12 protein-coding genes and 1 tRNA gene are annotated in these 13,125 nt (G+C 66.4%); 6 read left to right on the top strand and 7 right to left on the bottom strand.

The window, feature by feature from the left end; all coding sequences use genetic code 11:
- Positions 1-12 precede the first annotated feature (12 nt).
- Both yaaA and ODI_RS05890 read right to left on the bottom strand, forming a co-directional pair.
- A complete protein-coding gene (gene yaaA, locus ODI_RS05895; RefSeq protein ID WP_067750352.1) occupies positions 13-786 on the bottom strand; it encodes a peroxide stress protein YaaA in 774 nt (257 codons plus the stop codon).
- Positions 787-886: 100 nt separating this feature from the next.
- Positions 887-1,669 (bottom strand): 3-hydroxybutyrate dehydrogenase, encoded by a 783-nt coding sequence (locus ODI_RS05890; protein ID WP_067750353.1) that lies wholly within the window; start codon positions 1,667-1,669, stop codon positions 887-889.
- A 293-nt stretch (positions 1,670-1,962) separates the two neighbouring features.
- Here ODI_RS05890 and ODI_RS05885 point away from each other — a divergent pair.
- Positions 1,963-2,053, top strand: a tRNA-Ser gene (locus tag ODI_RS05885).
- 201 nt (positions 2,054-2,254) lie between these two features.
- Here ODI_RS05885 and ODI_RS22215 read toward each other — a convergent pair.
- Positions 2,255-2,905 (bottom strand): hypothetical protein, encoded by a 651-nt coding sequence (locus tag ODI_RS22215; protein WP_157929723.1) that lies wholly within the window; start codon positions 2,903-2,905, stop codon positions 2,255-2,257.
- Between the two features lie 480 nt (positions 2,906-3,385).
- Here ODI_RS22215 and ODI_RS05870 point away from each other — a divergent pair, with 480 nt between their 5' ends.
- Positions 3,386-3,604, top strand: a complete 219-nt coding sequence (locus tag ODI_RS05870; RefSeq protein ID WP_067750356.1) for a hypothetical protein — start codon at positions 3,386-3,388, stop codon at positions 3,602-3,604.
- On the opposite strand, the gene ODI_RS05865 is transcribed toward ODI_RS05870, so the two are convergent.
- Positions 3,601-3,876, bottom strand: coding sequence for a hypothetical protein (locus ODI_RS05865; protein WP_157929722.1), 276 nt, complete (start codon positions 3,874-3,876; stop codon positions 3,601-3,603). The two genes, ODI_RS05870 and ODI_RS05865, sit on opposite strands and share 4 nt — an antisense overlap.
- Before the next feature lie 202 nt (positions 3,877-4,078).
- On the bottom strand, positions 4,079-4,840 hold the full coding sequence (locus ODI_RS05860) for a hypothetical protein (protein ID WP_157929721.1): 762 nt from the start codon (positions 4,838-4,840) through the stop codon (positions 4,079-4,081).
- 193 nt (positions 4,841-5,033) lie between these two features.
- Between ODI_RS05860 and ODI_RS05855 the strand changes: the two genes are divergently transcribed.
- The 3 genes from ODI_RS05855 (at position 5,034) to ODI_RS05845 (ending at position 9,127) form a co-directional block, all read left to right on the top strand.
- A complete protein-coding gene (locus ODI_RS05855; protein ID WP_067750359.1) occupies positions 5,034-5,576 on the top strand; it encodes a sigma-70 family RNA polymerase sigma factor in 543 nt (180 codons plus the stop codon).
- Positions 5,573-6,568: a FecR domain-containing protein gene (locus tag ODI_RS05850; protein WP_231968206.1), complete on the top strand. Its 996-nt coding sequence runs from the start codon at positions 5,573-5,575 to the stop codon at positions 6,566-6,568. The genes ODI_RS05855 and ODI_RS05850 overlap by 4 nt, the downstream gene beginning before the upstream one ends.
- Positions 6,569-6,691: 123 nt before the next feature.
- Entirely contained in the window at positions 6,692-9,127 is a 2,436-nt protein-coding gene (locus tag ODI_RS05845) for a TonB-dependent receptor (protein WP_067750361.1), read from the top strand.
- A gap of 40 nt (positions 9,128-9,167) precedes the next feature.
- On the opposite strand, the gene ODI_RS05840 is transcribed toward ODI_RS05845, so the two are convergent.
- On the bottom strand, positions 9,168-9,515 hold the full coding sequence (locus ODI_RS05840; RefSeq protein WP_067750362.1) for a hypothetical protein: 348 nt from the start codon (positions 9,513-9,515) through the stop codon (positions 9,168-9,170).
- 127 nt (positions 9,516-9,642) lie between these two features.
- On the opposite strand from ODI_RS05840, the gene ODI_RS05835 reads away from it, so the two are divergent.
- A complete protein-coding gene (locus tag ODI_RS05835) occupies positions 9,643-10,959 on the top strand; it encodes an MFS transporter (protein WP_067750364.1) in 1,317 nt (438 codons plus the stop codon).
- Here ODI_RS05835 and ODI_RS05830 read toward each other — a convergent pair whose 3' ends face one another.
- Entirely contained in the window at positions 10,960-13,032 is a 2,073-nt protein-coding gene (locus ODI_RS05830; RefSeq protein WP_067750368.1) for a S9 family peptidase, read from the bottom strand.
- Between the last annotated feature and the right edge of the window lie 93 nt (positions 13,033-13,125).

The raw sequence follows: 13,125 nt of genomic DNA, 5'->3' as shown, positions 1-13,125 counted from the left end.
TCAGTCCTTGCCTCAGTCCTGCCTGCGGCGGAACACCAGCTTGTCCTCCGAGGACGCAGCGGCATCGAAGGCATAGCCTTCGCTGTCGAAACCCTGCAGCTTCTGCGGCGTGTTGATCTTGTGCTGGATGGCGTAGCGCGCCATCAGCCCGCGCGCGCGCTTGGCGTGGAAGCTGATGACCTTCCAGGCATCGTTCTTCCAGTCCTGGAACACGCACTGCACCACGCGCGCCTTCAGCGCCTTGTTGGGCACCGACTTGAAATACTCCTCGGACGCCAGGTTCACGATGATGGGCGTCTTCTCGCCTTCCTGGCGCGTGTTCAGGTACTCGGCCAGCTTGTCGCCCCAGAAGTCGTACAGGTTCTTGCCCCTGGACGTGGCCAGGCGCGTGCCCATTTCCAGGCGATAGGGGCGCATCAGGTCGAGCGGGCGCAGCACGCCATACAGGCCGCTCAGGATCGCCAGGTGCTCCTGCGCCCAGTCCAGTTGCGCGGGCGACAGGCTGGCGGCCTCCAGGCCTTCGTAGACATCGCCATTGAAGGCCAGCACGGCCTGGCGGGAGTCGGCCTCGGTGAAGCTCGGCTTCCACTCGGCATAGCGGTCGGCATTCAACTGCGACAGCGCGGGGCTCAGCGTCATCAGTTCGCCGACCTCGTCGGCCGACAGCGTCTTCAGCACGGCAATGAGCGCGCTGGCGTCCTTGGTGAAGAGCGGCTGCGTGTGCTTGGTGTGCCGCAGGGGCGTGTCGTAGTCCAGCTTCTTGGCCGGGGAAAGCAGATACAGCATGGGAACTCCAGGTTCTATCAGACAGCGACGGGCCCGCTGTGAACGGGCCCGTCGCCTGGAAATGGCTAGCCGATCATCGGGCTGCGGCGCCCGACAGGGATCAACGCGCGGTCCAGCCACCATCCACGGAAATGCTGGTGCCCGTTACCTGCGCCGCGGCGTCCGATGCCAGGTAGATGGCCGTGCCGGCCAGCTGCTCCGGCGTCACGAACTGCAGCGAGGGCTGCTTTTCCGACAGCAGCTCGCGCGCGGCTTCGTCCTGGCTGATCTTCTTGGCTTCGGCGATGGCCGTGATCTGCTTTTCGACCAGCGGCGTGCGCACCCAGCCCGGGCAGATGGAGTTGGCGGTGACGCCCGTGCCGGCCGTCTCCAGCGCCGTGACCTTGGTCAGGCCCATCACGCCGTGCTTGGCGGCGACATAGGCCGACTTGTTGGCCGAACCCACCAGGCCATGCGCCGAGGCGATGTTGATGATGCGCCCCCACTTCTGGCGCTTCATCTGCGGCAGCGCGGCGGCCGTGCCGTGGAAGACCGCCGACAGGTTCAGCGCGATGATGGCGTTCCACTTGTCGATGGGAAAGTCCTCGATCAGCGCCGTGTGCTGGATGCCGGCGTTGTTCACCAGGATGTCCAGCGTGCCCAGCTTGTTCACGGCCGTGCCCACCAGTTGGCGCACGGCTTGCGCCGAAGTCAGGTCGGCGCCGTCGAACAGCGCCTTCACGCCGAACTCCTTTTCGATACCCGCGCGCACCGCCTCGATCTGGTCGGCCTCGCCCAGGCCGTTGAGCACGACGTTGGCGCCTTGCGCCGCGAATCCTTTGGCGATGGCCAGACCAATCCCGCTGGTGGAACCGGTAACCAGGGCAACCTTGCCTTTGAGCATGCGACCTCCTTGGAGAATGCGGTGAATGCGGGCCGCCGATGGCAGCGTGTCGCGTCCGGGGCGCCCGCGGTGCCGTTCGATTCTAGCGCGGGGTTCGCGTGGGAAACCTGAACGCGGCCGCGCCGCGGGGGCTTGCCTGGCCAGCACGCCGGCCATGTACACATTCGCCGGAATTCTGCTATAGTCGCTGTCTTCGCTTTCGGGCGAAGTATCCGGATGGGGGTCTGACGACCACGGTTCTGCCAGGATCTCCATCGCGCTTGCGGGCTTGCCGCGGCAACGGAGCGGCACCAGGAGAGGTGGCAGAGTGGTCGAATGTACCTGACTCGAAATCAGGCGTACGGTAACCCCGTACCGTGGGTTCGAATCCCACCCTCTCCGCCAGTTTTCGATTCTTGGCTGAACGCCAAGGCTCACGGAAGTCCCGAAACCCGCACAGCACAAGGCTTTGCGGGTTTTTTTATGTTCGCAGGCCTTCGTTTTGGCACGCCATCAACCCCCGTGCGGTGCGGCACACCGCCCCCCTCATTGCGGTCTCTGAAACCTGCAAGGCACGATTCTTAAAGATTCCGTTGTGGCCGGTGCCTACTTCTCGATTGCTGTTTCGGTCTTGGTGATGAACCCCTCGATGATGGCTTTGGCATCGGCAAGCCCGCCGCCGTTTTCGGCGCGGTACAGCTTAATCGCATCCATCTTCCGACCAGGCACCAAGGCAACACTCTGCCAGGTTTCATCCTGTGGCTCGGGCGTCCATTCCGGTTCGTCGCTTGGGAGATGAATCGTAAAACCACGGATACTTGATCCGTCTTTGCCATAATCGGCGCTGAGAGCCAGACCGCCCATGAGCCAGCGGTCATGATCGGGCGCAGGATGGCTTATATCCACTCTCCCCTCACCGATCACCCAGGTTCGTTCGGGAACCGCTTTCGCGATGAGCCCCGCACGGCCATCGTCAAAAGAGAAGTTCATAGGCACGGGGCCGTCATAACGGCTGTGGTCATCGACCCCCGCATTGAAAAGGAATATGGCTGCAAGCGTCCTGTTTTGAGGATTTCCAGCCCCGCGCGTATGCGCGTCTTCGAACAGCAGGTCGAAACCGCCTTGTTTCGATACGATGTACTGGGCGCCATCGCTTGGCCGGTCTGCCTTATGAGGCGGGAGGGCTGCCAGCGCTTCCACCACTTCTGGATCATCATAGCGTTTGCCAAAGAGGCGAAGAAGTGCCTCAATCCCCATGGTGATTTCTCCTATTGTTCAACCGCTATGTTTGTGTCCACCATGCCTTTTATGGTGTCACTTTCGTTCAATGCCGAGGATTGATTGGAATGGGAGATGCGCCACGGCATGATCTGGGTGTGAAGCGCACTCGTGCCCGCAGAAGGAAGCCAACATTCCTGAAAATGGCGGTAGCTCTATGTTCGTGACCTCGAGCAAATGGAAACGGACGCCGAGACATCAACGGCCAAAAAATATCATGATTGCCGACCTGAGCAACGTAAGCGCCAAGATTGTTGACATGGAAAAGAACACGATTTTCCATACCTTCCGAATTGAGCAATACCCTGCATAGGCGAACGCGGCTGCGGCCAAGAGCGTCAAAGGCCATACCATCACGCCGACATAAAATAGGTACAGTTCGAAGGCGGTGAAGGTCATCAAGTGGCCGTGTCGCTTTACTCGTTTCGTCCAGGGGCAGCTGTCAACACGAGGAATGGCATGGAAGGGGAAGGCTTTCTCATCGGGGCTTTGATTGTCTTGTGGTCTTTCGGAGGCGTAATCATTGCAGTGATGTTGATAGGAGCCTGGCTTCTTAGGAAAGAGCGGCAGTCGAACGCCGGTGTTGGTGGCGGTGATTCCGATCAGTATGGCCCGTTTGGTGGTGACGGCGGTACTGGGGACGGCGGCGGCGATGGCGGCGGCTGCGGCGGCGACTAAGCTTCTTTCATCATTGCTCCGATACGCGCCAGTTCGTCCTTGAGGCGGACCAGAAGTACTTCCATTTCTTCTTTATCGCGGTCATCGATGCGCAGTGCTTCAAAGCTCGAAAGCATCTCCTCGCACGCTGAGATCATCACCAGGCCATCACCGTCCCGCCCGCCGACGCCCTCAAAGCTGTGCTTGAGCAATTCTCGCACGCTGTCTCCATGGTAGTGGCCATCGCTGCAGGCGTCGAGACTGCAAGCAAGCAACAGCGTCAGGACGATCATGTGCATCGCGGATGGGCCGGGGCCGCTCAGATCCTCTCCGTAGACATCCTTGAATATGTGGGCCAACCATCGGGGCGGGTTTGTGTAATCTATCGGCTCACTCATTGGTCGCATCCCGTCGTCACCCGCAGATTCAGATTGTGTGGAGCGAAGTAAAAGGCGCTTCCCCACCCATCACGTCCGCAATTCCACTTCCGACGCGTCACGCCGCCTTGAACCCCTGCGCCCCATGCTTGCGCAGGACCTCCTTCAAGGACAACCCACCCCCCGTTCCCTCGTGATCGGCCTGCGCCGCCTCGGTCAGGATGCAGCACTCGGGAAACGCCTCCGTGTCGAGCTCGGCTTGCGACGTTCCCTCGGGAAGACGCAGCAGCCAATACTGCCCGAACTCCTCGTCCTCCTCGACGCGAATCCGGCGTGTGGCACTGGCGTCGCCAATGGCAATCACCAGGTCTTCATAGGGACGGCGGTTCTGCACGAAGAACGTCCCGTCCAGCGCGCCGGCCTTGATCGGGAAATCCACCATCACCGTCACGGGCGCCTGCACGGTGCCGCCCACGCGCAACCGTCCCGAGGAAGCCTCCGTGCCAAGCACCACGGCCGCGGCCGACAGATCGCCCCGGACGAGGCATTCGAACTGTCCGGTCAGGAACAGGCTCCCGGCCTTCAGGTCGCCCTTGACCACCAGATAGCCAGGGGTGCCGACATCGAACTGCTCGACGTCCAGGTCGCCCTGCAGGATCAGGTTGCCGTCGACGATGAGCATGTCGGCATCGAGGGAAAGAAAGCGATTGGTGTCGAAGGCAAGCCCGTCCAGCGCCAGGTCGCCCCGATGCAGCAGGATTCGAATCGGCGCCTCGCCTGGCCAGGCCTGCGTCGGATCGATGTTCGGCACGACGCCAAGCGCCTCGTTGAAAACGCCGAGCGAGGCCAGGCGTTCGACGTCGATTGTTTCCCATTCCATGGCGTGCATCCCTGTCTGGTGACCGGCCAAGTGTATTGCGGAGACAGGCGTGCCCCGGCCCGGCCATTGCAAAAGCCCTTCCCTTCAAGCAATAATCGGTCCATAACAAGAGATTAATAAGCGTTCGCATTTCCATCCGGCAGCCTGCTGCCCGTCCCTTGGCAACCCCACCAACCGACCCACGAAGCAGATCGTGAGCGCCTCCGACTCCTCCTCGCAAGGCATCGCGCAGCTGTATGGCGCGCATCACCGCTGGCTGTTCGGCTGGCTGCACCGGCGGCTGGGCAACGCGGCGGACGCGGCCGAGCTGGCGCACGATGCCTTCGTGCGGCTGCTCGTGACGCCTCGCCATTTCGACACTGCCCCACAGGCGCGCGTGTATCTGCGCAGCATGGCCAACGGCATGTGCGTGGACTTCTGGCGCCGCCGCAGCGTGGAGCAGGCCTGGCTGGATGCCCTGGCCCGGCAGCCGCCGCAGTTCGCGCCCTCGGCGGAACACCAGGCGCTGGTGCTGGATGCCTTGCACGAGGTCGATGCCATGCTGCGGGAACTGCCCCGGAAAGCCGCCAGCGCCTTCGTCCTGGCGGTTGCCTGCGAGATGACGGACCGGGAAGTGGCCGACGCACTGGGGGTGTCGTCACGCATGGTGCGCAAATACGTGGCGCGCGCCATGCTGGGCTGCATGATGCTGGAAGCCGCCCAGGACGCGCGCGACGCCGCGCCCGCCCTGTCGTGACCGCCAGCGCGACCGCGCCGCTGCCGCCGCACGCCGCGATGGCGCAGGCAGCGGACTGGTACGCCTTGCTGCGCTCGGGCGAGGCCTCTGCCACCGACCATGCGCGCTGGCGCGAATGGCTGCACGCCGCCGATACCCACCAGCAGGCCTGGCGCTATGTCGAGCGCATCGGGCAGCGCCTGGCCCCCATCCAGGACGGCCCCGAGCGGCAGGCGGCCACCACCGCGCTGCGTACCCTGCATGAGCCCCCTCCCCGCCGCCGCCGGCAGGCGCTGCTGGCCCTGGCAGGCCTGGCCGGCGCAAGCCTGGCCTGGTCCGCCTGGCGCCACACCTCGCTGCCCCAGGTGGTGGCGGGCTGGACCGCCGACCACCACGCCGATCGCGGCGAAGTGCGTCACGTACTCCTGCCCGACGGCGGCGATGTCTGGCTGAGCGCGCTGAGCGCCGTGGACGTGCTGTACAGCGCCGGAGAGCGCCGGCTGCGGCTGCGCACGGGCGAAATCCTGGTGCAGACGCACGCAGACCCGGCAGGCCGGCCTTTCCTGGTCGAGACGGCGCACGGCACGCTGCGCGCACTGGGCACGCGCTATCTGGTCAGGCAGGCAGCGCAGGACACCCTGGCTGCCGTCTATGAGGGCGCGGTGGAGATCACCCCGGCCAGCGGCGGTCGCAGCACCCTGCTGTCCGCCGGCCAGGAGCGACGCTTCACGCGCGACACCGTCAGCGACGTCAGCCACGCGGATCCGGCCCGCGCGGCCTGGCGCCAGGGCGTTCTGATCGCCAATGGCATGCCGCTGGGCGAGGTCGTCGCGGCCCTGCAGCCCTATCAATGGGGCCACATCAGCCTTGCGCCCGACATTGCGGGCCTGCCTGTCTTTGGCAGCTATCCGGTCACCGACCCGTCCCGGACGCTGGCCATGCTCGCGTCGGTCATGCCGATCCAGGTGCGCCAGCCGATGGCCTGGTGGACGTCGGTGGACGCTCGACCATAAAAAAAATTGCCCGGAAGGTTCCGCTTTTGCCGCGCTCGTTCGATCAAGCGTATCAAGAGCCGTCCTCCCGCTGTCGTGGTGAGGGCGGAAACCCCAGGACCCTCACGCCCGCGCAGAGCTGACATGCCCACCCTTCTTTCCAGCGACGCCATCCGCGCCGCCTCGTCCCGCCCGGCCCACGCCTGGCGCCTATCGTTGACGCTTACCCTGGCCGCCGCCTTCGTCGCGCCGCCGCCACTCTCGGCCCAGACTGCCAGCGCCCAGGCGGGTGTCACGCGTGCCTATGCCATTCCGGCAGGCCCCCTGGACCAGGTGCTGTCGCGCCTGGCCGCCGAATCCGGCCTGTTGCTGGCCGCCACGCCCGAACTCGTGGCAGGCCGCCAGAGCAACGGCGTGCAAGGCCAACTGGGCGACCAGCAAGCCCTGCAGCGCGCCCTGTCCGGCACGGGTCTGGCCGCCACGCAGGAAGCGCCGCGGCAATTCCGCCTGGCGCCCGTACCCGCCAGCACGGGCCAGACCAGCCAGCTGGCGCCGGTGACCGTAACGGCGGTGACCCACGCAAGCGCCCCGCCCGAACCCTACGCGGGTGGGCAGGTGGCGCGTGGCGCGCGCCTGGGCATGCTGGGCAACCTCGACATGATGAGCACGCCGTTCAGCGTGACCGCGTATACGGCGGAGACGATCCGCAACCAGCAGGCGCGCAGCCTGACGGACGTGATGGCCAACGATCCGGCGGTGGAATCGGGCGGCCCCTGGTACTTCGACAACTTCTACATCCGCGGCATCAGCGTGCACCGCTCGGAGATCGGCTTCGACGGGCTGTATGGCATCGCCAGCGCCGAGGGCGTGCAACTGGAAGGCATCGAGCGCGTGGAAGTGCTGAAGGGCCCCAGCACCCTGATCAACGGCACCTCTCCGCGCGGCACGGCAGGCGGCGCCATCAACCTGGTGCCCAAACGCGCGGAGGACACGCCGATCACGCGGCTGCACACCGACTTCCTGAGCGACGGGAATGTCGGCGCGCACGTGGACCTCGGCCGCCGCTTCGGCGCCGACCAGGCGTTCGGCATACGACTGAATGCAGCGCACCGGGACGGCAGGACCGCCGTCGACAACGAGAGCCTGCGTGCGTCGAACGTCACGCTGGGGCTGGACTATCGCAGCGAGCGGCTGCGCGTCAGCGCGGACGTCGGCGCAAGCGACCAGTTCATCCGGGGTGCAAAAAGCAATTTCTTCGTGACATCGGCCGAATTGCCGGACGCGCCGCGGGGCGACGTCAGCGTGTGGCCGCGCTGGTCGTACCAGGACAAGGAGCATGTCTTCGGCATGCTGCGCGCCGAATACGACGTGAACGATGCCATCACGCTGGGCGCGGCCTATGGCGCGGCGGAATCGCACCGCAAGATGAACACGCCCTGGGGCGTGCTGGAGAACACCGCGGGCGACATCAGTTTCTCGGCCAGCGCGCTGGAGGAAAAAACCGAGACGCGCAGCGGCGAGCTGAACCTGCGCGTGCGCTTCGACACCGGTCCCGTCAGGCACGAGACGGTCCTGGCGCTGACCGACTATCGCTCCGACATCTCGGGCTTCCAGCCCCAGGCGAACTATGGGGCGCTGACGAACCTGTACCGTCCGACGCCCTTGCCCGAGCCGGTCGGCCTGGATTTCGACCAGCCGCGCGTGCAATTGTCGGATACCCGCCTGCGCAGCTATGCCGTCACGGACACCCTGTCCATGCTGGACGACCGGCTGCTGCTGACCCTGGGCCTGCGTCACCAGAAGATCGACGTGTCGGCCTATCACTGGCAGACGGGCGCATTCCAGACGAACTACACGCGCAGCAGCAACACGCCGGCGGCGGGTTTGGTGGTGAAGCCCTGGCGCGACGTCTCGCTGTACGCGAACTATGTCGAGGCGCTGGCGCAAGGCGACAGGGCGCCGGACACCGCGGTGAACGCGAATGAGGTCTTCGCGCCCTTCGTCTCGCGGCAGATGGAGGTGGGCACGAAGATCGACTGGGGCCGCTACAGCACGACGCTCAGCGCCTTCCAGATCCGTCGTCCCAGCGGCATCCTCGGGGCCGACAACGTGTATCGCATCGCCGGTGAACAACGAAACCGGGGGCTGGAGCTGCAGGTCTTCGGCGAACCCGTGCAGGGCCTGCGCGTGCTGGGCGGCGTGGCCTGGACGCGCGCGCGCCTGACTGAAACGCCCGACGGCCAGTTCAACGGCAACAGGGCCAGCGGCATGCCGGACTGGTCGGTGAAACTGGGCGCCGAACTGGACATCCCGCAGGTGCCTGGCCTGACCGCGACGGCACGCGTGCTGCACACGTCGTCGATCCCCTTCGACGCGGCCAACACCGACACCCTGCCCGCCTGGACCCGCTTCGACCTGGGCGCGCGCTATGCCACGCGCATCGCCGAGCGCAAGGTGGTGTTCCGTGCCAGCGTCGAGAATGTGTTCAACCGCCGCTACTGGGATTCGGCGCCCGCCTACCAGGTGGTGACGTACGCCGCGCCGCGCACCTACATGCTGTCGGCGAGCATCGACTTCTGAGGAAATGCAGGGAGCGCCCGCAGCGGGCGTCTCCCGCGACTCATGGGCCCGAGACCAGCAGGACCCCCGTCCAGCACACCGCCCCGGCGAGCCACAGGGTCACGGCGTAGGCCACGCCCCTGGCCGCCGGCTTGACGCCACGTTCAAGCAAGCACCGGTCCAGCCAGCCGGCAAGCAGGAAGCCCACCGCCCACAGCATGCCTGCGCAGACTGTGGCGGGCCACACCCAATCGCCATGCCATGAATCCAGGTGGCCGAAAAATGGGGCAAGCACAGGCGACACCGCCAGGTACAGGGCGCCGCCCAGGGCGCCCATGCTGAAGAACCCCAGCATCAGCACGACAGCCGCCGCAAAAAGCGTCTTGCGGGTCAGGAACTGTTGAATCACGCGACTACGATCTCCGTGGTTCCCCGCGCTGGCGCCGGGAACGAAAACAAGGCAAGGCCAGTCCATTGATGGCATTGAGATTCACTTGCAATAATATCTCCCCCTGACATGGCCTGACGAAGCAGAGATGAGCGCCACCGATATCCCCCCGGACGGCCAGGCCCCGGCCCCCGCCGCCTGGACACCCCGCGCGCTGTTCACCGTCGCCTTCCTGGGCATCACCGCCGGCACGCAGATGAGCGACATGGGCGTGCAGTCGCTCTCGCTCTCGGCCATCCAGCGCAGCTTCGAGGTCAGCGACGCCGCGCTGGGCGGGCTGCAGGGCCTGGCGGGCGTGCTGGTCGGCAGCCTGGTCGCCATCCCGCTGTCGCGCTTCGCCGACCGCTATTCGCGCCGGCTCGTGCTGCTGTGCCTGATCCTGGCGTCCACCGCGCTGATGGTGCTGAGCGCCTTCGCGCCCAATTTCCCGCTTTTCTTCATCGGCCGATCCGCCGCCAGCATCACCGAGTTCGCGATGATCCCGCTGGTCTATTCGATGATCCCGGACCTCGCCCCCGAGCGGGATCGCGTGCTGGCCAACCTCAGCTTCGCGGCGCTGATGGCGGCCGGGGCCAGTTGCGGCTTCTATTTCGGCGGGGCGATCATCGACACCGCTGCAGGCCTCTTCCCCTTCGCGATGGCGCCGTGGCGCAAGGCCTTCCTGCTGCTGTCGCTGGCGGGCATTCCCCTGCTGCTCTTCGGCCTGCTGACGAGCGATCCGCCCCGCCACATCGGCAATGCCAATCCGCGCCTGACGGTGTCGCTGGGCGTCTTCCTGAAGCAGCGTTGGCAATCCGTGGGCCTCTTCGTCGGCGTCGCGGGCTGCCTGATGATCGCCGTGCAGTCGGTGAACCAGCTCATTGCCCTGGCGCTGGAGCGCCGGTTCGATGCCGAGCTTGCCACCATCGGCCACGCGATGGGCCTGATCGTGCTGGTCGCCAGCGTCGGCTGCCTGCCGGTGGCGGGCCTGCTCGACCGCATGCTGCGGCGCTTTGTCGGCCGCGCGGCGCGCCCGATGATCATGGGCGCGGGTGCGCTGGCGGCCATCCCCTTCGCGGCCATGCTGGCCGCGGCGCCCGGCATCGACCGGGCGTTGTGGATCGTGGGCGGCTTCATGCTGCTGACCAGCACGGCGAACGCGCTGGTGCCGACCATGTTGCAGGACCTGACGCCGGCCTCGCTGCGGGCGCGCAGTTTCGCCGTCTGGAGCTTCGTGGTCTCGGTGTTTTCCGCGACAGGGCCCCTGGTGGCGGGCACCTTGTCGGATCATGTGTTCGGCAAGCACCTGCTGCACGCCATCACGGTGACCGCCATCCCGGCGCTGGCGCTGTCGGCCCTGTGCGCTGCCCGCTCGTTCATGCGGACGCGGCGCGAAGCAGCCGGCGAGGCCGCCACGGCCACCTGATCAGTCCCGGGCCTGGACGCAGCGCTGCGCGAAGGCCCACAGCAGTGCCGCCTCGGCATAGACACTGTCCTGGCCGCCGCTGGTCTGGTGGCCGCTGTCAGGGTCCAGCACCAGGATGGCCGGGTTGCCCGCCGCCGAGTGATGGCGGATGTTGGCGATCAGCTTCGCTGGTTCCCAATAGGGCACGCGGTCGTCCTTCAGGCCTGCCGTGCACAGCACGGGTGGATAGGCATCCCGCACTGCGTTCTCGTAGGGCGATATCGACGCGATGTAGTCATAGGCCTCGGGGTCGGCCAGCGGATCGCCCCAGTCCGGCCGGAACAGCGGCACCAGCGGATGGTCCGCATCGCTCATCGTGTTGAGCATGTCCACGAACGGCACCTGGGCGATCACGCCCGCCCACAATCCGGGTTCGATGTTCATGGCCCCGCAGACCAGCAGGCCGCCGGCGGACAGGCCGTGCGCGACGATCTTGCCGGGTTCGGCTCGGCCCGTGTCGCGCAGGTGTTTGGCACACGCGATGAAATCGGTCATCGAGTTGCGCTTCTGGAAACGGCGGCCCTCCAGGAACCAGCGTCGCCCCTTCTCCGATCCGCCACGCACATGCGCGATGGCATACCGGAACCCGGCATCGACCAGCGCCGTCGCGGGCAAGGAAAACGACGGCTCGCTGGAGAAGCCATAGGCGCCGTAGCCGGTCAGCAGCAGCGGCGCGTGCGACGCCGCGGGCATGTCGCGACGGGACAGGACGGTGATGGGCACCCGCGCGCCATCGGGCGCCACGGCCTCCAGCCTTTCCACCCGGTAGGCCGAAGGGTCGAAGCCACGCAGCCGCTCCTCGCCCACCCGCTTGCAGGCACCGGTCGTCAGGTCCACGTCGAGCCAGCGCGGCGGATGGGCAGGCGTCTGGTGCACGATGCGCACGTGAGCCGCGGCGTATTCCTGGCCTGGCACGAGCTGGATCGCGTAGGCAGGATCATCGAACGCGATGGGAATCTCGCGGCCGTCCGCCAGCCGCAGCACCAGCCGGTGCAGGCCATCCTGCCGCTCCAGGCGCACCAGTGCTTGCGCGAACGGCAGGATGGACACGATGGGCATGCCCTCGCGATGCGGCACCAGTTCGCGCTGGACGGCGAGGTCGGCGGGATCCAGCGCCAGCAGCTTGCGATCGATGGCGCCATCCGCATCCGTCAGCATCAGCAGGGCGCCGGCCCATTCGTCCACGGTATAGGTGATGCCGCGCTCACGGGCGCGCACCACCCGGGGCGGCGCGGTTTCCGCATCGGCCGCCAGCAGGCGGACCTCGGCGATATCCGGTCCGGCAATGGTCAGCGCGACGAAGCCGTTGGCCGCCGTGCGCGCCACCTGCATGAACACGGCCGGGTCATGCTCTTCATGGACGAGCACCGCCTCGCCCCCCCCGACAGGCGTGCGGTACAGCCGCGTCGGCCGGCTGTGCGCGTCGCGCCAGAGCCAGAACAGGTAGCGCGACGACGGCGAGAAGATCAGGCCGCCATAGCCGAAGGCATCGCTTTCCACCAGGGTCTGGATGGTGCCGCTTTCCATGTCGAGCACGCAGAGGCGATGCCGGTCATCCCCCACGACGTCCTCGGCCCAGGCGAAGTAGCGGTCATCCGGGCTGTGCTGGTGGTCGGTCGCGCGGTAATACGCATGGCCCTGGGCGCGCTGCGCCTCGTCGAACAGGACCTGCGTGTCGCCATCGCGCGAGATGCGCGTGAAGACGCGATGCGCGCGCCCCGCCGGCAGCTTGAAATCGTAGCGCCAGCCCCGGGAAGACGCCGGCAGCGGCACGTCGATCTCGGGCGCCCTGGCGTGCATGCGCGCGCGAAACTGCGCGATCTCGGGCGCCATCGCGGCCACCATGCCATCCGCGTAGTCCATTTCGGCCTGCAGGTATTCGGCCAGCGGCGCAGGCAAGGTATCCAGCGTGCGCGTGCCGGTACGCGGGATGAACTTCAACCAGGCATAGGGATCGTTCCTGCTGCGGCCCAACTGCTCGATCCAGTGGTCCTTGCGGTCTGCCCGCGGCGCGGGAATGACGGGAAAAGCCATGAACTTCCTTGAAACTAGTGGGATGCCGGGGCGTCGCGCGACGGCAGCAGCGTGTCCAGGAATGCCTTGTCGCGGGCGCCCCCGTCGATGTCG

Source organism: Orrella dioscoreae (assembly GCF_900089455.2).
Lineage (GTDB): Bacteria > Pseudomonadota > Gammaproteobacteria > Burkholderiales > Burkholderiaceae_B > Orrella > Orrella dioscoreae.
Note: the sequence above shows the minus strand (reverse complement) of the source record. Positions and strands in the feature narration are given on the sequence as shown.

Coding starts and splice junctions, on each gene's coding strand:
- yaaA (WP_067750352.1), bottom strand. CDS start 786: ATGCTGTATCTGCTTTCCCCGGCCAAGAAGCTGGACTACGACACGCCC.
- ODI_RS05890 (WP_067750353.1), bottom strand. CDS start 1,669: ATGCTCAAAGGCAAGGTTGCCCTGGTTACCGGTTCCACCAGCGGGATT.
- ODI_RS22215 (WP_157929723.1), bottom strand. CDS start 2,905: ATGGGGATTGAGGCACTTCTTCGCCTCTTTGGCAAACGCTATGATGAT.
- ODI_RS05870 (WP_067750356.1), top strand. CDS start 3,386: ATGGAAGGGGAAGGCTTTCTCATCGGGGCTTTGATTGTCTTGTGGTCT.
- ODI_RS05865 (WP_157929722.1), bottom strand. CDS start 3,876: ATGATCGTCCTGACGCTGTTGCTTGCTTGCAGTCTCGACGCCTGCAGC.
- ODI_RS05860 (WP_157929721.1), bottom strand. CDS start 4,840: ATGGAATGGGAAACAATCGACGTCGAACGCCTGGCCTCGCTCGGCGTT.
- ODI_RS05845 (WP_067750361.1), top strand. CDS start 6,692: ATGCCCACCCTTCTTTCCAGCGACGCCATCCGCGCCGCCTCGTCCCGC.
- ODI_RS05835 (WP_067750364.1), top strand. CDS start 9,643: ATGAGCGCCACCGATATCCCCCCGGACGGCCAGGCCCCGGCCCCCGCC.
- ODI_RS05830 (WP_067750368.1), bottom strand. CDS start 13,032: ATGGCTTTTCCCGTCATTCCCGCGCCGCGGGCAGACCGCAAGGACCAC.